Raw genomic sequence first — 20,547 nt, 5'->3', positions numbered from 1 at the left:
CGAACATCAACGGGCTTCCAAATTAGCAGCCGGGGTCACATGCCACTGTGCGCTAACGCACCAAGTGATTGAAGATGCTGCTACAAGTAAAAGCAGCCCCGTGGATGCACCGCACACTATTGAGCATGGCCAGCGTTGCTTTTTTGGTCGTTTTTTGCGCTTTGCGTCGTAACCCTGGTTAGCCTTAGCCAAGCGACATGGCCACATAGACGACCGATGCCATAAGACCCAATCCGCTGCGCACGGCGTGCAGCCTTGCCCACCTTTCCAGCAGCTTGCGCGTTTCGGGCGAGGCGAGATCGCGGCCCGGGGCAAGCAGTGCGTCGTTGACAGGCATGATGGCGGCGAACGTGAATGGCACCACCAGGCCAATGAGAATCCCACCGGCAAGCCATCCGAAGCCACCGCCGAGCAGCCACGCCACGAAGCCCGAAATAAAACTGAGGACCGCCAGGGAGGCCTGCATCACCGTTGCCCGCTTGTAGCTCGGCGCCCACTCGGTTGCGGCGGCTTTCGTGCCGAGCCCCATGCGCGCGGGATGCTCGACGAGATTGATGTAGATGGCGGCACCGGCGAACAAGGTAGCGCACAAGGTGGCTAGAAACTGAGCTGTTTGTAGCATGCGATGTCTCCTGTCAGTTCTTTGCCGCCTGCATCAGTGCGGCAAAGTATTCGGGCTTTCCGGGATTGAACGGCCCACACCAAGTTGCCAACACCGCGGGCGAATACGCGCTTGGTCCCGGACAATTGGTCATGCCCGCGTTCTTGCGACTGACGGCGTGATTCGCCTCACGAACGCGATCACCGCCGGCGAAACAATCTCCGGAAACTCGGCCTGCGGGTAGTGGCCGGCGCCTGGCACCATCAGCACCTCGCCGCTCAGACGGTCAGCGATCCAGCGCGCTTCTGCGGACGGATCGGCGAAATCCCGGTCCTTTTCTCCCATGACGACAAACGTCGGCGCACGCACCTTGCCGAGGCTCGCCTCGGCGGGATCGTGCGAGATCTGCGTGATCTTCTGAAACGCAGCCCAGTGGCCGGGCTGCCGTAAATGCCGGGCGGCCTCGGCGAAGTGCGCCTCGTACTCGGCCCCGCTACGTGTCGGATAGAGCATCCGGGAATAGGCTTTCCAGACCGCCGGGCCCCAAGGGCGGAGCAAGGCCAGGCGAAGCAATAGCTTGCTGAACGGGTTGGTTTTCGGCTGACGCACGAATGGGCCGATCAACACCAGGCCGGTCGTCAGCCCGGGCGCTTCGGCCGCCGCCCAACATGCCGCCCCGGCGCCCATGGAGTTGCCGACGAGGATGGCCTGTCCACCGAGGTGTTCGGCCAGCGCGATGAGATCGCCACCGGCGGCGACATCGTCGTAGACATCGAAACTCACGTCGCTGTCACCGTGGCCGCGCAGGTCCATGGTAGCCACCCGGTAACCCGCCCCGGCAAGGGCCGGCGCGAGAAATCGATAGACCGAGCGCACGTCACCCATGCCGGGAAGGCAGATGACAAGCGGGCCTTCGCCGACCAGGGAATAGGCGATACGTCCGCCAGGGCGTGACAGGTAGTGAGTTGTGGTGTCGGTTGCTGCGATGGTCATGGTGATGGTTGTCCCACGTAAAAACATGGCCGGGTGATCGCAGGCTTCCGCTGCCGATCGAGCCACTGGGCAACGGCAGCCAGGCTGTGGGTGCAGGGCATGTAGTAAAGGCCGAGCGGGTTTGAAGCTGTTATCCCCGGAACAATTCGCAGTTTCTCGACGCCAAGCAGAACCAAAACAGCCCAACCGACATCCACCAGTTGGACCGCGACGAATAGCAGCCAAACAGGAATTGCCGGCCGAATCGCCTTGATCGCCAGGGCGGGGCCATAGCGTCCGATGAACATTGATATCTCAATCAGGAAAGGTTCGGCATCGGCGCCACCATGCGCCGGGCGCCAGCTTTGTTCCGTTCGGCAGCGCACGGAATCGAGGGCATTCCAGCAGGTTCTACGGTCAACTGGAAAAAACAGCCAAAAATAGAATGCCGGGCCGGCGAGGCTGTGGCAGGTTGGGCCGCGCAATGTGCATCCCTACTTTGTGGTTTTCAACCCGCGCCGCGGCTTGCTGGTGCTGGAGGTCAAGGACTGGAAGCTCGACACCATCCACGACATCGACCGTCAGAAAAATTCGTACCTGGCCCCTTTTGCTGTGTGTGTTGCCGAACAGTGTCGCACTGACCGGCGTGACATTGTGAGGCCATGAACATGACGACGCTGCACTTCGATCCGACCCGGCAACCGAGGATGGTTGCGAGCCTGATCGACAGCCGCACCGCGCTATCGATGAGGGTTGACGTCCGGCAGTTCGCCACGCACGCGTTGAACGAAGTGCCCGAACCCTCGACATACGCGCTGATCCTGCCAGGCCTGGCGCTCCTGGCGGCGCCGCACGTCGAGGGCGCCAAGTTCGGGCGGTGGCACGGGCCGGGGCCAGCGGCTGCTTCAAGGTCGTCGGTCGAACGGCTGTACAGAGAAGGAGGCAAACCATGATGTCGTATTCAGCGGCCCGGCGGTGGCTCGGGTGTTTCCTCTTCGCCTGCGGCTCAGCGCAGGCCGTCACGGTAGATATGGGCGAAATCGTGGCGCCGCTGTCGTGGCAGATCTATCAGTATTCGCCCGCGGGCCCATTTCTGGACCGCTTCACCTTCGCCATCGTTGCTGATGAACCCTTGATGTTCTCGTCGTTCGTGACCACGGGTTTCAGCAATCGTCACTCCATCGCGGAATTCCGGGGCCAGTTGTTTAGCGATGGCGTGCTGCTCGACACCGGCGACGCGCAGACGACATACATGCCTGAGGGATTTCCGGCGCAATCAGTCAACTTCGACACCCTGCTCTTGGGCAGGGGAGACTACGAACTCAGGTTCAGTGGCACGGCCTATGCGTTCCAACCCAATGAGACCTTCGGGGCGGGCTACGGGGGGTCCGCAGAATTCCGCGCGGCGCAGGCAGTGCCGGAGCCATCGACGCTGTTGCTAGCAGGGCTGGGCCTCACCGCACTAGCGTGGTCCGGCTTCGCGAAACGGCGCGCGACGGGCGCAGCCTTTGTCTGAAGATACTGCTGCCAGGCTGGCAGCAGCCGCCCAGAGGCTTGTGCGCGACGAAGGGCTGCGCGTCCAGCCGCTACGTGAAGGCGTACAGCCGTGGCTGGCCGATTTTGAATCAAAGGCAGAATCAAAGGGGCCAGGTCGAATTAAATGCAATTTACCAATGAACAATAGAAGGTCAGATCGGTTCGACCCTCTATTGTTTGTTGTTTGCATTTCAAATTTGGCCGTTTTCCCCGGTTGACCGTGGAAGCCTAGCAAACCGATCCTTAAATAATAGGGGTCTGCCCCAGAGGTTTCGCATCGGCCTGCTGACTGCCGGCTGCCTTGGCAGCCTGTGGCTGGCTTTTTCAGCTGGTTCTACGGTCAACCGGAAAAATCGGCAAAAAATGGAATGCCGGGATCGCGATGCTGTGGCCGTTCGGCCTCATGGCGACGGTGTGGACGCTGGTTTTCTTTGTCTGGTAATTCACGATCGAGGCAAATTAGCAAAACTCCCTGAAGTTTTTGAATGGCATAATCGGCCGATTACAAAAGCATAAGGGGGCGGCCTTGGCTGCGCTGATACCGGCAATCGGCACCTGCGTGTCGAACATGACAGGTGGCGAGCGGCGCCTGGCATACCGCCTCGAACAAAAGCTCGAAGACGACTGGCTGCTCTGGTACGACGTACCGCTCGGCCCGCGCAACGTGCATCCCGACTTCGTTGTCTTCAACCCGCGCCGCGGCTTGCTGGTGCTCGAGGTCAAGGACTGGAAGCTCGATACCATCCGCGACATCGACCGCCAGAGCGCCAGCATCCTTACCCCCAATGGCCTCAAGCGCGTCGCCAACCCGCTCGAACAAGCTCGGCAATACGCCCACGAAGTCAGCAATCTGCTGCAACGCGACCCGCAACTGACCATCAACAGCGGGCGAATGCAGGGAACACTGCTCTTCCCGTGGAGCTACGGCGTCGTGCTCGCCAACATCAGCCGCAAGTAATTCGACAGCACCAACCTCGGCGAAGTCATCGAAGCCCACCGCGTCATCTGCCAGGACGAAATGACCGAAAGCGTCGACGCCGAAGCCTTTCAGGAACGGCTGTGGGGCATGCTGCCCTTTGCCCGCAGCGTGCCGCTCGCCCTGCCCCAGATCGACCGCATCCGCTGGCACCTGTTTCCCGAAATCCGCATCGCCGCGCCGACGCAAAACGGCCTGTTTGATGATCAGGAACCGGAAATCCCCGACATCGTCCGCGTCATGGACCTGCAGCAGGAACAATTGGCGCGCAGCCTCGGCGAAGGCCACCGCGTCATCCACGGCGTCGCCGGCAGCGGCAAGACGCTGATCCTCGGCTACCGCGCCGAACACCTCGCCAAAGTCTGCGCCCGGCCGATACTCATCCTCTGCTACAACCGCACCCTGGCCAAGCGCCTGAGCCGCACGATGGACGCCAAGGGGCTGGCCGACAAGGTGCATGTCCACACCTTCCACCAGTGGTGCCGCGCGCAACTCGTCGCCTACAACGCCGGCCTGCCGGAAAACGGCAAGGACAGCGATGCCTACGCCGGCGAACTCGTCGACCGCATCATCCGAGCCGTCGACGCCAACATCATCCCCGCCGGCCAATACGACGCCGTGCTCATCGATGAAGGCCACGACTTCCAGCCCGAATGGCTCAAACTCGTCGCCCAGATGGTCAACCCGAGCACCAACTCGCTGCTCGTCCTGTACGACGACGCCCAATCCATCTACGGCAATGGACGGCACAACAAATTCAGCTTCAAGAACCTCGGCATCCAGGCCCAAGGCCGCACCACCATCCTCAAGATCAACTACCGCAACACCCAGGAAGTCCTTGAACTGGCCAGCGGCATCGCCAGCGAACTGCTCAAGCCGAGCGCCTCGGACGACGACGGCGTACCCCTCGTCGCCCCGATCAGCGCCGGCCGCCACGGCCCCAAACCGCTGCTCATCAAACTGCCCAGCATCCAGGAAGAAGCCGACTACATCGCCAAGCACCTCAAGGAAGCCCACAAAACCGGCACCCCATGGAGCGACATGGCCGTCATCTACCGCGACTACGGCATCGGCAAGCCGGTGCTGGCCACACTAAGAAAAGCCGGCATCCCGGTAACCTATCAGGACGACATCACCTTCGCGGAACAGGAAGACACCGTGAAATTCCTGACCATGCATAGCTGCAAGGGGCTGGAGTTTCCGCTGGTGGCGATACCGGGGGCTGGTCGAGCGGTGGATGAAGGGCGGAAGGATGAGGAGGCGCGGTTGTTGTATGTGGCGATGACTCGGGCGACTAGGGAGTTGGTCGTATCAGGAGAACAATAATCTTGTAATAGCCATCAGCCAACACACTAAACAGCCTCATAACCATGAAGCAATTTAATTATTAATAAACAGATATTACCAAAACGCAACAATCAAAATATTTACCTAAATCAGCAAATGGAGTTTTCATGCCAGTATTTAAATACTACAACGTGCAGCTTTTACCTCGTGACACAAAAACATCGGGAGATGTTGGCGAAGTAGGCTATAAACAATTGATGGATCTATTACGCAAGGATGTGAATGCTGCAGTCAAAAAACAACGGCTTAAGATATATGCGTATGGATTGCGAAATGACATGCTATTTTCGCCTTCAATTATTACCCCATCCGAAAAATTCACATCCGGAAATTTTATTAAATTCGATTCAGCAGGAGAGGTAAAAGATCTTTACACAAACGAAGTTGAATTCAAAGGCGGCCCCAACTCCACCTCAAAGAAATATTCGTTTAGATTTGTTTTTGATCACACCAGACACATTATGGCAGTGCAAAATTCCGATAAAAATGGTAGCTTGCCTGCAGCCAGTGTCTTTACTCTGGCACTGAAGGATTTTCTAAAACCGATTGTGGAATCCAGTTTTTCTGATTATGAATTAAAAGTAATAGAGCTATCTAGCTCAAGCGCCTTAGATGATGTTTTTAAGAAGGCTTGTGGATACAATCGTATCGAGGTTGAACTAACTTTTGCAAACTCAGATCAATTTGTAGATGCGGTTGTTTCCCAATTAAAGAGCAATAACGTTCACACTCTCGGGCACATCGAAAAAACAGACTCGCCAGGAAAAATGGGGCTTAGCGATTATTCAAGAATGTTTTTGAATACTGCTAAAGTTTATGGAAATGCCAGTATTTCATACATGGAAAAAATTGGGAAAAGCATCCGGAGGAGGGTTTTCCATATGAATAATCACCCTCTCAAAAAAAATGTAGTTCAGGGAACATCTGATAGCGAGGATAGACTAATAATGAATGTTCTGGCATCAATCCCTGTAGCCGAGGCAGAGTCGCGAAGGAAGGTTTAAACGAAAGGAAAGGTGTGAGATACATATACGTTTTTCTACTTTGGATCTTGATCAAAATACCAGTTGTAAAAGACATTGCATTGATCGTCAATGCCTATGCTTGGCGAGGCGACATATTGTTCGTGGACCGTATTGCGCCTCCAATACAATGGGTTTCTAGATTTGGATTTCGACTATCTCTTTCAGCTCTTGTAACGTTTTTGTTTTACGGACAATCCTTTGCGCAGTGGATTTGTGGACACATACCTTGGTTTAGCTCAGTTGCTGACAAGGTTATTATACCAATTCAGCATAGCGAAATTGGATATGAATTAACGATTTCAATTTTCCCAAACCTATTGGGCTTTGGACTTGGCGTTTATGCACTAATATTCTCACTCCCCGGAGCCATGAACAACCAAAAAATAAAAACAAACCTATTAAATGCGGACATGGGTTATCCACTACTCATGATGGTGTTGGCCATAATAATCGCTGTTTTCGCAAAAATATTTGATGGCCAACATCAGCTTGCCGGAGCAAGTTTTTTTGCCTTCATTTATTGCTTACTCCTTCTTCTCGAGCTAATTTCCCTAATTTTCATGAGTGCCGCCAGTGTTATAAACAGTAAGCCATGAATTAAAATCACCAAACAACAGCACCCAAACCTATCAACACACACTCTTGGGTAATACTAACCACATTTTTGGAGCAAAAAATGACTGACCGTTTATATAGGGTTTATCTCCACACCGACAAAGACGAAAGCATCCGCGAAGTAATTGTTACTGCTGATAGCAAGGCACAAGCGGAAAGCAGAGCCCTTGCGCATGTCAAAGCGTCAAACCAAGGTAAAGGGAGTCGTAGCAAATCCACATCTGCAAAGCTAACCAAAGTTCTTGCCGCGACACCTACAAGCAAAAAATATTGCCTCGTTATTCATAGCATTCCCGCCGCTGTTATCAGCAACACATAAGCAATCGCAATCAAAGCAATCAAAGGGGCCAGGGTCGAATTAAACCGACAATAGGGGTCAATCAAGCCAAAGGGGTCAGAGTGAATTAGTTTTTCTGACTCCCACGGTCACCCGGAAAAAACAGCCAAAAACAAAATCGGCCGTGCATGTCCCGGCTTTTTCAGAACAATAGGGGTCAGACCCCTATTATTTGTTTGAACAAAATCTAATTAACTCCGACCCCTTTGCTTGATAACGCGGCCGCAGCCTGCAATGAATCGGGAGATCTCATGAACCTGTCGATGGACGAATTCCGCAAGCAGCTTCAGGATGCCGTGCTTGCTGCGCAGGAGCAGGCAAGGCGGGCTGGGCCCCAGCCCTGGCACGGCTTCTGGTACCACCGGCCGGGCGAGGATTTTCCGCCCCGCAGCGTGCGCCAGCCGGAGGACTATGCGGGCGGTGAAAACCTGGCCATCGCCTGCACCCAGACCGACTTGCCGGCCAAGGCGCAGAAGGCGTTAGTGCAGGCTTGGTGCGAGTTCCTGCCGACCCTGAATGGCGTTCGCTATCTGTGGTTTCAGTCGCGCACGCCGCAGGCGCTATTCGACGCTGCCTGCCGCATACCGTCGCTCGAAGGCCTTTACGTCAAATGGAGCAACATCTCCTCGCTGGCTGCCCTGCCGGCGCTGGACAGGCTCCAGGCGCTGCATCTCGGCAGTTCGCCCGGCGTGACGAACATTGACGTGCTCGGCGAAATGTCGTCGCTGCGCTGGCTGGAACTGGACAATCTCAAGGCAATCACTGACCTTTCGCCGCTTGCCACCCTGACGGATCTTGAAGGCCTCGGCTTTTCCGGCGCGGAACGCAAGCGCCAGACACTGGCCACGCTGGCCCCGCTCGCCGACCTGACCCGGCTGCGCTGGCTGCACCTCGGCGCGGTTCACGTTGCCGATGGTTCGTTGCGCCCGCTCGGCAAGCTGAAGGCATTGCGCTGGATCGGACTGGGCAACTTCTTCGACGTCGGTGAATTTGCCTGGCTGGCGGCCACGCTGCCTGAAGTGACGTCTGACTGGACGAAACCCTATCTCGATCTGAGCCACCTCGGCATCCGCTGCAAGAAGTGCCGCGCAAACGCCATGGTCATGCTGACCGGCAAGGGGCGCGGCACGATCTGCCCGGAATGCGATGCCTGGAAGCTGCAAAAGCAACTGGCTGCCTTTCAGCCAGCCCCATAGGCACAGCGAGAAGGAAGCTGGCTCATGTGAATCAAAGGGGCCAAGGTCGAATTAATCAGAACAACAGGGGTCATCCCTATTTTTAGTGCATCGGACATGCGGCTGTCGCGGCGAATTTGCTGAAGATCTGCTTGGCCTCCCACGTCGTTGCCGCGGGATTGAAATTCATCTATACAAAATCGATTGAACCAGCGACAATTCCGCACCTCTTGGATGCATGGCGTCCAACCGAACCCTTTTGATTTGGGTGGAGGAGACAAACCACCTGAAAGCCCGCGTTAGACGGGCTTCTTTTTTGTCTGTACGAATGGTGCCAATGCGCACCTGTTCACCCTGCGAGTCATTCATCCGGGCAAAAAAATGCCCGCTTTGGGCGGGCATAAATCCATTTCTTGGAGGAGATGGAGGAGACAGTCGCTATTGTCTCAGAATCATGCTGCATTGCAACAAATAATATGTGTCGTTTTGTAAACGCCACGCAGCACCATAGCGGTCGGAGTTTTTTCCCCTTTCAAATTTCGCGCTTTTTTCCGGTTGACCGTGGAAGCCGCTCCAGCGCTACCCCAGCGGCCGAACAGTAGCGGTCCGACACCTATTGTTTTCTTGTCGCGTTCAACGCTGCACCCGGCCTTGTCACCACTATGCTGGATGGAACTTGGCAGGAGGGCCGCAGTCTGAACGGCACGGGATTCAAGAAATAAACGAAAGAAATATTTAAACGTCGCGTTGCTTTGAATAGCGCGGCAAGGAGGCCGTTATGCGTGCCATTTTCATAAGCTATCGCCGAGAAGATGCCGAAGGTCAGGCCGGTCGCTTGTTCGACGATCTCATCAGCCATTTCGGCGAGGACACGGTCTTCATGGATGTGGCCGGCATTGAGCCGGGACGTGATTTTCGCCGCGTCATCGATGAGCACGTGGCCTCGTGCGGGGTGTTGCTGGCGATCATCGGCAAGAGCTGGGTCGACGCCACGGATGAGGCGGGCCAGCGCCGGCTCGACGACCCTTTGGATTTCGTCCGCCTTGAAACCGCCTCGGCGTTGAAGCGCGACATTCCGGTCGTGCCAGTGCTCGTGCACGGGGCGCGCATGCCGCGCGCTGACCAGTTGCCGACGGACCTCACAGAGCTTGCCTATCGCAACGGCGTCGAGTTGACGCACGCGCGTTGGGACTCGGATGTTCAAGTGCTGATCAAGGCGTTGAGCCCGCATGTTGCTTCACTGCAACAAGGCGGCGTCGAAACGTCGGAGAAGGCTGCCGTGCCAGGCCGGAGCACGCCAAAGACAGAAGATGGCGCAACATCGCCGCGAGCAGCGCCAGCCGCGGGAAAAAACTCGCTCACCCTCATTGCGCTCTCGTTGACGGCCATCGCACTCGGGGCTGGTGGTTACTGGGTGTACCAAAACACCGCCGAACAAGAGAGGTCTGCAACCGAGAAAGCACTAGCTGCCGATTCGGACCGACTGGCGCAGGAATACGCCCGAAAAGCCGAAGCAGACAAAATGGCGGCTGAGAAAGCGAGGGTGGCGGAAGCGGACAAGATGGCCCGCGACCGCGCAAACCAACAAGCCGAAGCCGACAAGTTGGCTGCGGAGAAGGCGAAGCTCAATGCCGAGCGGCGTAGCCTGGAAAGCGCCAAAGCCCAAGCCCAGGCCGAAGCCGACAGAATTGCTGGCGAAAGAAGGGAAGCGGATAAGCTTGCCGCCGAAAAGGCGGCCGAAGCTGACAGAGTCGCTGCCGAGAGAGCAAGGCTGGCACGGACCGGCTGGCGATCCCACGATTTCCCGGCACCGAACGGCGGCTTGGCCGTTTTCCGAATCATGTCGGACGGCAACCCGGCCTGCGCCTCCTACAACGCTGCCAGTTGCCTGTGGGGCGTCACCTACGACAAACTCGATTTGTCACGACTTCGGCCGCTCGTCTGCGGCGACGCACACCGCGCCAGATGGGGTGTCACCGGCTACGAAGATCCCAAACACTGGTGCAGCATCGCCAGAAGATTGCGCCCCGTCCGAGCCGAGTAGGAGTGACGGGCAAGCTATTTACTTCTTATCCATTGTCCTCATCGGGCAATTCGTCGCGCAAACAATCCGTCAATTCTTTGAGCGCTTCACTCAAAGGTTCCGGATAGCACAAATCGAAATACCAATTGGGTTTGGTGTCGCCTTGGATGACGCGTTTCCCGGAAAGACGGGAGGTAGCCCCCTGCTGTTTTCCACTATTTCAATTTTGGCCGTTTTTTCCGGTTGACCGTGGAAGCCTCCGCAAACCGATCTCGATGGTGCTCTGCTTCAGGCAAATAAGCTCCCTATTCGTCCGAAGCAATCGAATTTCGGACTTACGCCCTATCTCCCGAACAGTTTCTGCAACTCCTTGCCCAGCGCTTCCTTGGCCTTTTCCTTGAGCTGGCTCTTGGCGACTTCGACGAGCAGTTTGTCGAGTTCGAGCGTGTAGGCGATCTGGCTGTACGGGCCGCGCAGGCGCAGCGGTACGGAAATGCCCTTGAGCTGCGCCAGTTCCGAGCCGGGGCCGGTCAATGACTCATCGACGCTGACCTTGGCGAGATAGTCGACCCGGTCGTGCCCGATGTCGATGGCGCCTTCGCCGGCCAGGCGCACGACGGGTGATTTCAGCGACAGGTCGTTGTTCCGGGCGATACCGCCGTCGATGGTGAAGCTGGCGGTCATCCCGGAAAATTCAGTCTTTTCCGCCGTATCGGCGGTACCGCTGACGGCCTGCTTGCCACCTAGCAAGTTCTTGGCGCTGCGCAGCAGTTTCGCCACGTTGATGCCCTTGATGGCGCCGTCACGCAAGTCGAGAGCTGCCTTGCCGGCCAGCCCGCGCTTGAGGGCAGAAACCGTGTCGCCGCGTGTCATGACATCGAGCGACACATTGCCATGGCCTTCGAGAAAATCCTTGTCGGCCAGATCCTTGAGCAGCGGCGAGATATCGATGCCACGCAGGTTCTGGCGCAGGGAAAACTGGTTGTTGGCGGCGTTGACCGCGAGCGCCCCGTCGAGCGATCCGCCGTAGAGGCTGGCGCGCAGCGGTGCGACCTGCAGACGACCGCCGGCCGCCTCGATCTGCACGTCGAGCCCGCTGAGTTTGAGCTTGTGGGCCTGCAGTCGGCCGATCTTGATGGCGCCCTTGAGGTCGAGGCCTTTCAGCGCCGACAGATCGATCTTCGCCTCCGCCCCACCGCCCGTTTCGGTTTTGGCGGTCGCCTTGCCGCCTGACCCGGCCTTTTTTGGCGGCAGATAGCGGTCGACATTGAGCTGGTCTATGCCGAGGGTGAAATCCAGCGCCAGGGGCGAGAAGCGCTCGACCAGCAGCTTGAGGTCCATTTGCGCGTCGTCGAGACGAGTCTTGAGGGCGAGATCAGCCCGCTGGCGGCCAATGTCGGCGGTCAGCCGACCGTCCATCGGCAGCTTGACCTGCTTCATGGGCAGCGCCGGGCTGCTTACCTCAAGACTGCCGGCCAGCTTGGCTAGCGTAAGGATTTTGTCCTTGCCGTTGAGGCTCACCGGCGAGCTCAGATCGGCCTTGAATTCGGCTTCGCCGACTTTGCCGTCAAGCCCGAAAGCGAGGTTGCGGATGGTCAGCGCGTCGAGCGAGCCGGCCAGATCCTGCAGCGCAATTTTGGCCGCCACCTTTTTGCCGGCACTTTCCAGCGTCGCCGTGAAAGTCAGCGTCTCGCCCTTGGCCTCGCCTGCCGTCAACACCACGCCCGGCGTTTCAAGGGCGAGTACAAAATGGTCGGCGCCGGAACTGCCTTGCGTCGCCAACTTGAGTTTTTCGACCGAGAAATGCTTGCTCCCGGTATTGCCGGACAAGGCGCCGGTCGACAGGTCAAGGTCGGAAATTTCGGAGGTCTTGCCGGTTGCCTCGTCGCGCCAATTGACCCGCACATTGCGCAGTTCCAACCCGGCGACGTCGATTTCCAGCGGCTCGCCAGGCTTGCCGGCCGCTGCCTCCGGCGCCGCGCCGGGCGCCGGTTTGCCGCGGGTCAGGTCGTCAATATTGAGCGAGCCGTCCTTGTGCTTGACGAGATTGACGGTCAAACCATCGATTTCAATGCGCCTGGCTTCCAGCCGCTTGCTGAGCAGCGGCATGACGGCAACCGCAATGCGAGCCGAAGAAAGTTTGAGGAATTCGCTACGGCCGTCCGCTTCGGAAAGGCCAAGCTGCCCGACGCGAACCGCCACGTCCGGCCAGACCGAGAGGCCAAGCTCGCCCCCGATGGTCAACTGCCGGCCCGTCTTGGCCGCCACTTGGTCGACCAGTTGCCGCTTGATCGCCGCCTCGTCGAACAGCGCGTACAACACACCGGCCGCCACGACCAGCAAGCCGACCAGCACGGCTACGCCTATCCCGAGTTTGCGCACGACAGTCATCCCTTGTTTCCTCGTATTCGTTTCGACACAGCTTTCAGACTAGCAGCCTGAGAAAATTACGTTTCAATAATTGCAAAAGGGGGCCTGAAGCCCCCTTGCCGCCAATCCCACGGTCAACCGGAAAAGACGGCCAAAAATGAAATGCCAGACGGCCGTCCAGCAAGCAGACTCAGGCGGCGAGGCTCAATGGCTCGCAGCGCCGCAGCAGTTGCCGGGTCAACGGGCTGTGGCCGCGGCTCGGCAGGCGTTCGGCGCACAGGGCGGTGGCCAGATTGTGCTGGCCGGCGCGCAGCGCCGCTTCGATCAGCGTCAGGTCGAGCAGGTCGCGCTGGGCATGGCTGCCACCGAAGCGGTGGGCGATTTCGCGGAGCGGGCGCAGCAGGCGTACGGTGTCGCCGTAGGCCCCCTGGCCGAACGCCTTGAGAGCGAGCGTCAGCGGATGCCCGACCTCGCGGGTGAAGGCTTCGTTGTCGTCATTGCCGAGCAATACGGCTTCCTGCGTTTGCAGCACCTCGGCGATGGCGTCGGGGCGCCGGGCGCCGACAAAGGCCATCACCGCATGCACGTCGTTGAAGGCGTAGTTGCCGGCCGTGGCCAGCGGCTGCCAGCCATCGGCCACCGTTGACCAGCGCTGGCCGAGGTCGACGCCGCGCAGGTGCAGGCGCCACAGCAGGGCCGAGGCGTCGATCATGTCGAGCACCATGGTCGACCGTTCGCCGTGAATGGGGCCATCAAACAGCGCCAGCACTTCGTCGATCTCGCCCAGCTCGAGGTGGAACAGGGCGAGGTGCCACCACAGATGCACCTTGAAAAAGCTGTCGGTGGACCAGGCGGCGGGGTTGGCGCGCATCCAGGCGATACCGTCGGGCGTGCGGCATTGCATTTCCATGACATGGGCCACCGCGTGTTGGGCCCAGCCATCGCGCGGTTCAAGCTCGACGGCCGCCCGGCCTTGCGCCTCGGCCCGGGCGTAGTCGGCGTTTTCCTCGAGACCGAAGGCATGCATGCCCAGCAGCGCGTGATAGCCCGGCAGGTCCGGCGACCAGGCGGGCAGCGCGCGGGCTATGCGGTCACGCAGCATCCGGGTATTGCCGACATAGAAATCGGCCAGATGCCCGGCCTGCAAGGCAAGGATGTCGCGGGGGTGGTCAATGCTGACATCTTCGAGCAGCCGTCCGGCCCGGCGCCATTGCCCGTCGAGCATTTGCGCCACGGCATCGATATGGCCGCGCTCGCGGGCATTGGCCGGCATGCCGACCGTCGCGGCGAGGCAGCCGCGGGCCACGGGGATGGCGGCCGGCTCGGTGCCGAGCAAATGGAGATAGGCCTTGAGGATATGGCCCATGACAAATTCAGGGCTGGCTTTGATGGCAGCATCGACGCTGGCCACCGGGTCTTCGATATAGCACTGGAACTGGTGCAAAGCGCGCCGGAAATGGCCCAGGCTCTCGGCGCTGGCGCCGGAATACGAAAGATTCAGATTATCGTGAATAATCATTGTTTTGCTCCTTTGGGGTGGAAAGTTTCGCGGTCGATTGGCGTCGTCACCGGCCAAGAAAGCCGGAACGCGCACAGTGCCAAGTTAGTCTCATGACAATTGACCGGCCATATCCGGGGCGCCTGAAGATTTGACCAAGGCGCCGGAGACTTGTTCTCGGAGGCGAAAGATGGATGTCCTTTCCGAAGTCTTTGCCGCCGTGCGTTTCTCGGGCGGGGTATTTCTCGATGCGGAATTCACCGCGCCGTGGTGCGTCCTGTCGCAGGTCGGGCCGGAGGAATTTCACGCCCAGGGCAGGATGCCAGCCCACCTGATCGCCTATCACTATGTCGTCGAAGGGCGGATGTTTGTGCACATCGACGATGCCCCGGCCATCGCCGCCCAGGCTGGCGAGATCGTTCTCCTGCCGAGCAACGCCAGGCACGTGCTGGGCAGCGCCCCGGGACTCCGGGCGGCAGTCATCGACAGTGCGGTGCAGGCACCGAGCGAGCCGGGACCCGCCATCCTGCGCTACGGTGGCGGCGGTGAGCCGACGCGTATCGTCTGCGGCTACCTCGGCAGCGACAGCGCCGACAATCTGCTGCTCAAAGCCCTGCCGCCGCTGCTCAAGCTCGGCGTCCGCGACGGCAGCGGCGGTGCCTGGCTGGAAAGTTCGTTCCGTCATGCCGCCAGCGAATTCGGAACCAGCGGCAGCGGCTCGGCCGCGATTCTGGGCAAACTGGCCGAACTGCTGTTTGTCGAGGGCGTCCGCCGTTATCTTGCCACCTTGCCAGCCGGCCAGACCGGCTGGCTGGCCGGCCTGCGCGACCGCATGGTCGGGCGGGCCCTCGCCCTCCTGCACGCCCGCATCGCCCACCCATGGACGACTGAAGAACTGGCGCAGGAGGTCGGCCTATCGCGTTCCGCCTTTGCCGAGCGCTTCACCAGCCTGATCGGCGTGCCGCCCATGCGCTATCTGGCCAACTGGCGCCTGCAACTGGCTGCCGCCCGGCTGCGCGAAAGCACCGCCGCCACGGCACAAATCGCCAGCGAGGTCGGCTATGAATCGGACGCCGCCTTCAACCGGGCCTTCAAGCGGGCCTTCGAAACGACACCGGCGGCATGGCGCAAGCAGGGTTAGGGGCTTACTGGGACAGGCAGCGGGGTGGGCAAAAGCAGGGTTGCTGATGCGATGGTCGGTCGGGCTGATGGCGACGATCTGGACGCGGGTTTTCCTTGTTTGGCAAGCGACCCCGCCCCTTGGGGTTTATGTTTGAACGATTCAAGGAAAGCGCGAACTCGCCCTTTTTTGGCGTTCGTGGCATTCATTCAAGCAGGGCGGCGCGCAGGCGCTGATCGAGCGTCAACTCGGCCCACCAGACCTCCAGTTGCTGTTCGACGGCCAAACCGGCGGAAGACAGCTGGTACTTGATGACCTCCTTGATCCAGTGCGGGCCACCGGGGACGACCCAGCCGTTCTTGATCAGGATACTGGCCAGGGCCGGCTGCAGCACGCTATGGCCAAGGATGTAACACCCGGAGAACTCCGCTTCTCCCAACTGAAAAAGCGTCATCTGCCGCCGCAACATCTTGAGCGAGCGCAACAGCGAATAGCGCAGATGGCTGGCATTGGAAGGCAGCAGGGCACTGGAAGAACTGGCGAGCGGCGGCAGGGAATTGAAGGATTGCCACCAGGTCTTGCGTACCGCACTGACCAGAAGCGCCGCTAGCATGTGCGATCTCCTTCGCCGGACAGGCTGCCGAACAGTGCTGCACCAACGGTATCGAAAATCGTCGCCACGGGATTTTCCTCGTCGATTCAAAGCAAGTACGAAACGCAAGTGGTATTTGGACATTCGTTGGATCGGGCCGATCGCGATTTGTTCCCGGGCGCCGGGCGATCCGGCGCCGGCTGGCCGGAGGCCGGGCTTTCTCCGCCCCCGCCCTGCCGCATGAACGGATCGTGCCCGCCCACCCCGCCCAGGCCAACGCAGTCCCGCCGGTTACGGTGAACACGCCCTGCCCCTGATTCAAGATCGGCAAAGTAAATTGAGGATATTTCTCACGATTCGACGCAAACAAACGCCGAGACACGATCCATCAACTATTACTTATGGAGTAATTCTGGGAAAATCCAGCAATACGCTAATCCATTTTCCCCGGCCCCGGCCATTGCAACCGACACGGTACGTTACGCCATCATGAGTTCCACCCTGCGCGCACGAATATTATTGGTCATCGTGCTGGTTGGAGCGAATCTGCTGGTCTTTTTCCTGGCGGCGTATTCGCTTCAACACAGCAAGGCACTCTACGAGGAAGAGGCCGAGACGCTGACGAAAAACGTCGTGAGCTCTCTGGATCAATCGGTTTCCGGCAGCATACGCAGCATCGACCTGGCTCTGCACGCCATTGTCGATGACCTGGAGCAGCAGCTGGCCAAAGGCAAGATTGATGAGGCCTCGATCAGCGCCTCGATCGCCCGCAACCAGCAACGAAATTTCGAGATTGAAGGTCTGCGCATTGCCGACGCATCCGGCCTGGTCTTTCTCGGGACAGGCGTTGACAAGACGGCTGCAGTTTCATGGGCGGACCGCGATTACTTCATCTACCACCGCGACAATGCTGACCGGACTATGCGTTTTCGCAAGCCCCGGCTTGGCCGCGTCGCCAAGCAATACATCGTCAATTTTTCCCGCCGGTTCAACGATAGTGATGGACGTTTTGCCGGCGTGGTTTCAGCCCCCGTTGCCCTCACCTATTTCGCCGAACTTCTGGCGCAATATCAACTCCCGCCGGATAGCGTCGTGATCCTGCGCGATGAGGACCTGGGGATGGTGGCGCGTTTCCCGGCGGCCCCTGATCTTCCACTGGGCCAGGTGGGCGATAGCCACGTTTCACCCGAGCTCCGCGCCTTGGTCGAATCGGGCCTCAAATCTGCCACTTACCACACCTCAAATGCGGCCGATGGACGCGAACGTACCATTTCATTCCGGCGCCTGAACAATGTCCCGATGATTGCCATCGTCGGCGTCTCGAGCGATCAATACCTGAGCGGCTGGAAAGCCGAGGTGTACAAGACCGCCGCCATGGTTGCCGGGATCTTTTTCCTTTCCGTCCTGCTGGGCACGCTCCTCTTCCGGATGCTGGCCAACTCGGAACGCGACCGGAAACGCCTGGCACTCAGCGAAGAAAATCTCCGGACGATCATCGAAACCGAACCGGAGTGCGTCAAGCTGGTGGATACGGAAGGACGGCTGGTGCAGATGAATCCGGCCGGCCTCGGGATGATCGAAGCCCCATCTTTCGACCAGGTTGCCGGGCTGTCCGTTTTTGACCTTGTCGCCCCCGAGGATCGCCAGGCCTTTGTCGAATTCCATCAACGCGTAATCAATGGCCAAAGCGGCATGCTTGAATTCGCCATCATCGGACTGAATGGCGCCCGTCGCACCATGGAGTCGCACGCCGTCCCGGTGCAGGTTGGCGGTGCAGTCGCCCATCTGGCGGTGACCCGGGACATCACGGCACGCAAGCAATCCGAGCTCGAGCTGGACGCCTACCGCAACCATCTCGAATTACTGGTCGAGGCCCGAACCGCCGAACTCCTCTCCGCCAAGGATGCTGCCGAAGCGGCCAGCCGCACAAAAAGCACCTTCCTGGCCAACATGAGCCACGAACTACGCACGCCGCTCAATGGCATCACCGGCATGATCAGGCTGGCCCGCTCGCGGATGACCGACGAAAAGGGCCGGGATCAGCTCGACAAGGCAAAGTTCGCAGCCGATCATCTGCTCTCGGTGATCAATGACATCCTCGACATTTCGAAGATCGAAGCCGACCGGCTGGTGCTCGAATCAACCGACTTCAAGCTCGCCCCGGTCTTCGACAGTCTGCTCAGCCTTCTCGGCGACAAGGCGCAAACCAAGGGGCTTGAGCTGCATGCCGGCATTCCGCCAGGCCTGCTCAACCAGGTATTCAGCGGCGACCCCCTGCGTCTCGGGCAAGTGCTGATCAATCTGGCGGCCAATGCCGTCAAATTTACCGAACATGGCAGCATCACCGTCCGCGTCATCGAGCGCGAATCAAGCCGGGACGCCGCCCTGCTCCGCTTCGAAGTGATCGATACGGGCATTGGTCTTGGCATGGAAGACAAGGCCCGAATATTTTCCGCCTTCGAGCAGGCCGATAGCTCGATGACCCGGAAATATGGCGGCACAGGTCTCGGGCTGGCGATCAGCAAGCGCCTGGTCGGTCTCATGGGCGGGAAAATCGACGTCGACAGCACGCCGGGGCAAGGCAGCAATTTCTGGTTCGAGATAAACCTGCCGAAGTCCGCCACGACAGTCGCCCATGAAAACAGCGCGGCAATTGAACTGCCGGCCAGCCAGATTCTTCACCTGCATCCGGGAAAACGCATCCTGCTGGTCGAAGACGAAGCCGTGAATCAGGAAGTTGCCCGCGACCTGCTCGAGCAGGTCGGCCTCAAGGTCGATGTCGCCAATAACGGCGAACAGGCCGTTCAACTGGCCCGCCGGGAGGACTATGCGCTCATCCTGATGGATATCCAGATGCCCGTGATGAACGGCATTTCGGCCACCCGGGCGATTCTTGCCGAATCGAAGAACCAGCTGACGCCGATTATTGCGATGACCGCCAATGTCTTTACCGAAGACCGGGTGAATTGCCTCGATGCCGGCATGAAGGACTATCTTGCCAAGCCATTTCATCCTGATCACCTGTACCAGACCTTGCTGAAATGGCTATCGGCCGGGAAACAAGCGGACAAGCAAGCAAGTTTGGCCGCATAGCGCGGCCCATTCTGCGAAAATCCCTGCTTTCCAGTCTTCTGCCCGACCATGATCCAAGGCCAATTCCGTTCTTCCATTTTGCAGGTGCCCGCCGATATAACGCCGCTCAAGTTCCGCGGCTATCTGCGCCGGGAAATCGAGGCGGTGCAGGCGACAGCGCAGAACGAGGAGGACATCATCGTTGTCCGCCTGTTCGTGCTGGAAAAGGTGCTGTTCGGGCTGGGCGCCAGAAAGGTCGACAGCATCCTGCAGGGTGTTGTCGCCAAGTGCCCGAACATTCAGCGCATCGAACTCGAAGCGCTGCTTCGCCCCCTGACCCAGGACGAGATGCAGGAAGCCGCCAACGACGCCCAGGAAACGCTGCAGGCGCTAGGCGACCGGGTAATGGCTTCGGGCGGCAAGCTGGGGCCGGATACCGGCGGGAATTGAGCGGCGACCAGCACCGCCCGAAAACTGTCGACGCGAGACGGCCTAGCGCAATCGCCCGTTCAATTCGTCGATAACCGCAGACCAATCTGCATCCTCGATGATTTCTTCCTTGAGGAAGGCGCGTTGTGCGTCGCTCCAGAAGGGTGCGCGGTAGAGCGGAATTTCGTTATCCAGCGGGCGATGGGTATCGATGAAGTTCTCAAGCGCAACCGCGTCGGTGGGTAGTCCGAGCTGGGCAAACAGGTTGGCCATGGTGTGCAGTTGGGCTTGCATGGGAGACTCCTTTTAGGCGACGGGGTGTTGGTTCGACGGATGCTGACGGCAACAGTTCCGTCGCTGGCACCGCTTAAAGTAGCGCTTCGACCGCTTCCACCAGTTCCTCCGGCCGGGTAGCCGGGGCGTAGCGATGGACGACCTTGCCCTCACGGTCGACGAGGAATTTGGTGAAATTCCATTTGATCGCCTCGGTACCCAGAATGCCGGCCGCTTCGTGCTTGAGCCAGGCGTAGAGCGGATGGGCGTTGTCGCCGTTGACCTCGATCTTGGCAAAGAGCGGAAAAGTGACATCGAAACGGGTCTGGCAGAACTGGCCAATGGCTTCGGCGTCGCCTGGTTCCTGCTCGCCGAACTGGTTGCAGGGGAAGCCGAGAACGACAAAGTCCCGCTCCCTGAACCGCCGGTAGAGTTCTTCGAGGCCGGTGTATTGCGGGGTGAAGCCGCACTGGCTGGCAGTGTTGACGATGAGCAGAACCTTGCCGCGGTAGGCGTCGAGGCTCTGCTCATCACCGTTCAGGCGCTGGGCGCTGAAGTCGTAGAGGGTCTGGCTCATTGAAGTTTG

At 59.1% G+C, this 20,547-nt stretch carries 20 protein-coding genes; 12 read left to right on the top strand and 8 right to left on the bottom strand.

Translation table 11 applies throughout. The features are described 5' to 3' along the window. Positions 1-184: 184 nt before the first annotated feature. The 3 genes from KI613_RS06080 to KI613_RS06070 form a co-directional block, all read right to left on the bottom strand. Positions 185-622 carry a DUF1772 domain-containing protein gene (locus tag KI613_RS06080; RefSeq protein WP_226404300.1) on the bottom strand — a complete coding sequence of 146 codons (438 nt, stop codon included), beginning with the start codon at positions 620-622 and terminating at the stop codon, positions 185-187. Between the two features lie 129 nt (positions 623-751). Continuing rightward, the gene (locus KI613_RS06075; RefSeq protein WP_226404299.1) at positions 752-1,594 is read right to left on the bottom strand and encodes an alpha/beta fold hydrolase; all 843 of its coding nucleotides are present in this window, start codon (positions 1,592-1,594) and stop codon (positions 752-754) included. Then, positions 1,591-1,881 carry a hypothetical protein gene (locus KI613_RS06070; protein WP_226404298.1) on the bottom strand — a complete coding sequence of 97 codons (291 nt, stop codon included), beginning with the start codon at positions 1,879-1,881 and terminating at the stop codon, positions 1,591-1,593. Before KI613_RS06070 ends, KI613_RS06075 begins: the two co-directional genes overlap by 4 nt. Before the next feature lie 354 nt (positions 1,882-2,235). On the opposite strand from KI613_RS06070, the gene KI613_RS06065 reads away from it, so the two are divergent. The 9 genes from KI613_RS06065 to KI613_RS06025 all read left to right on the top strand — a co-directional run bounded on the left by KI613_RS06065 (position 2,236) and on the right by KI613_RS06025 (position 10,628). Next, positions 2,236-2,526: a PEP-CTERM sorting domain-containing protein gene (locus KI613_RS06065; RefSeq protein WP_226404297.1), complete on the top strand. Its 291-nt coding sequence runs from the start codon at positions 2,236-2,238 to the stop codon at positions 2,524-2,526. Next, positions 2,523-3,089 carry an FxDxF family PEP-CTERM protein gene (locus KI613_RS06060; RefSeq protein WP_226404296.1) on the top strand — a complete coding sequence of 189 codons (567 nt, stop codon included), beginning with the start codon at positions 2,523-2,525 and terminating at the stop codon, positions 3,087-3,089. Before KI613_RS06065 ends, KI613_RS06060 begins: the two co-directional genes overlap by 4 nt. A 546-nt stretch (positions 3,090-3,635) precedes the next feature. After that, positions 3,636-4,067 (top strand): nuclease-related domain-containing protein, encoded by a 432-nt coding sequence (locus KI613_RS06055; RefSeq protein ID WP_226404295.1) that lies wholly within the window; start codon positions 3,636-3,638, stop codon positions 4,065-4,067. A gap of 60 nt (positions 4,068-4,127) precedes the next feature. Then, positions 4,128-5,411, top strand: a complete 1,284-nt coding sequence (locus KI613_RS06050; RefSeq protein WP_226404294.1) for a DEAD/DEAH box helicase — start codon at positions 4,128-4,130, stop codon at positions 5,409-5,411. Positions 5,412-5,539: 128 nt separating this feature from the next. After that, positions 5,540-6,436 (top strand): DUF4747 family protein, encoded by an 897-nt coding sequence (locus KI613_RS06045; RefSeq protein ID WP_226404293.1) that lies wholly within the window; start codon positions 5,540-5,542, stop codon positions 6,434-6,436. A gap of 122 nt (positions 6,437-6,558) precedes the next feature. After that, a complete protein-coding gene (locus KI613_RS06040; RefSeq protein WP_226404292.1) occupies positions 6,559-7,053 on the top strand; it encodes a hypothetical protein in 495 nt (164 codons plus the stop codon). 80 nt (positions 7,054-7,133) lie between these two features. Further along, positions 7,134-7,391, top strand: coding sequence for a hypothetical protein (locus KI613_RS06035; protein WP_226404291.1), 258 nt, complete (start codon positions 7,134-7,136; stop codon positions 7,389-7,391). A gap of 269 nt (positions 7,392-7,660) precedes the next feature. Beyond that, positions 7,661-8,605 (top strand): leucine-rich repeat domain-containing protein, encoded by a 945-nt coding sequence (locus tag KI613_RS06030; RefSeq protein WP_226404290.1) that lies wholly within the window; start codon positions 7,661-7,663, stop codon positions 8,603-8,605. Between the two features lie 757 nt (positions 8,606-9,362). Further along, complete coding sequence (locus KI613_RS06025; protein WP_226404289.1) at positions 9,363-10,628, top strand: TIR domain-containing protein; 1,266 nt, start codon at positions 9,363-9,365, stop codon at positions 10,626-10,628. A 321-nt stretch (positions 10,629-10,949) separates the two neighbouring features. On the opposite strand, the gene KI613_RS06020 is transcribed toward KI613_RS06025, so the two are convergent. Both KI613_RS06020 and KI613_RS06015 read right to left on the bottom strand, forming a co-directional pair. Further along, a complete protein-coding gene (locus KI613_RS06020; protein WP_226404288.1) occupies positions 10,950-12,998 on the bottom strand; it encodes an AsmA family protein in 2,049 nt (682 codons plus the stop codon). Positions 12,999-13,167: 169 nt separating this feature from the next. Next, on the bottom strand, positions 13,168-14,496 hold the full coding sequence (locus KI613_RS06015; protein ID WP_226404287.1) for a tetratricopeptide repeat protein: 1,329 nt from the start codon (positions 14,494-14,496) through the stop codon (positions 13,168-13,170). A 169-nt stretch (positions 14,497-14,665) separates the two neighbouring features. Here KI613_RS06015 and KI613_RS06010 point away from each other — a divergent pair, with 169 nt between their 5' ends. Beyond that, complete coding sequence (locus KI613_RS06010) at positions 14,666-15,616, top strand: AraC family transcriptional regulator (protein ID WP_226404286.1); 951 nt, start codon at positions 14,666-14,668, stop codon at positions 15,614-15,616. Between the two features lie 184 nt (positions 15,617-15,800). On the opposite strand, the gene KI613_RS06005 is transcribed toward KI613_RS06010, so the two are convergent. Then, entirely contained in the window at positions 15,801-16,208 is a 408-nt protein-coding gene (locus KI613_RS06005) for a hypothetical protein (protein ID WP_226404285.1), read from the bottom strand. Between the two features lie 468 nt (positions 16,209-16,676). On the opposite strand from KI613_RS06005, the gene KI613_RS06000 reads away from it, so the two are divergent. Together KI613_RS06000 and KI613_RS05995 are read left to right on the top strand one after the other, a co-directional pair. Continuing rightward, positions 16,677-19,280: a response regulator gene (locus KI613_RS06000; RefSeq protein WP_226404284.1), complete on the top strand. Its 2,604-nt coding sequence runs from the start codon at positions 16,677-16,679 to the stop codon at positions 19,278-19,280. 48 nt (positions 19,281-19,328) lie between these two features. Next, entirely contained in the window at positions 19,329-19,709 is a 381-nt protein-coding gene (locus tag KI613_RS05995; RefSeq protein ID WP_226404283.1) for a hypothetical protein, read from the top strand. Positions 19,710-19,751: 42 nt separating this feature from the next. On the opposite strand, the gene KI613_RS05990 is transcribed toward KI613_RS05995, so the two are convergent. Together KI613_RS05990 and KI613_RS05985 are read right to left on the bottom strand one after the other, a co-directional pair. Continuing rightward, positions 19,752-19,982, bottom strand: a complete 231-nt coding sequence (locus KI613_RS05990) for a DUF2789 family protein (RefSeq protein ID WP_226404282.1) — start codon at positions 19,980-19,982, stop codon at positions 19,752-19,754. Between the two features lie 73 nt (positions 19,983-20,055). Continuing rightward, the gene (locus KI613_RS05985) at positions 20,056-20,538 is read right to left on the bottom strand and encodes a glutathione peroxidase (RefSeq protein ID WP_226404281.1); all 483 of its coding nucleotides are present in this window, start codon (positions 20,536-20,538) and stop codon (positions 20,056-20,058) included. Positions 20,539-20,547: the final 9 nt, after the last annotated feature.

The sequence above is a fragment of the Ferribacterium limneticum genome, assembly GCF_020510585.1.
In the GTDB taxonomy this organism is placed as follows: domain Bacteria; phylum Pseudomonadota; class Gammaproteobacteria; order Burkholderiales; family Rhodocyclaceae; genus Azonexus.
This window is presented reverse-complemented; position numbering and strand designations above follow the sequence as displayed.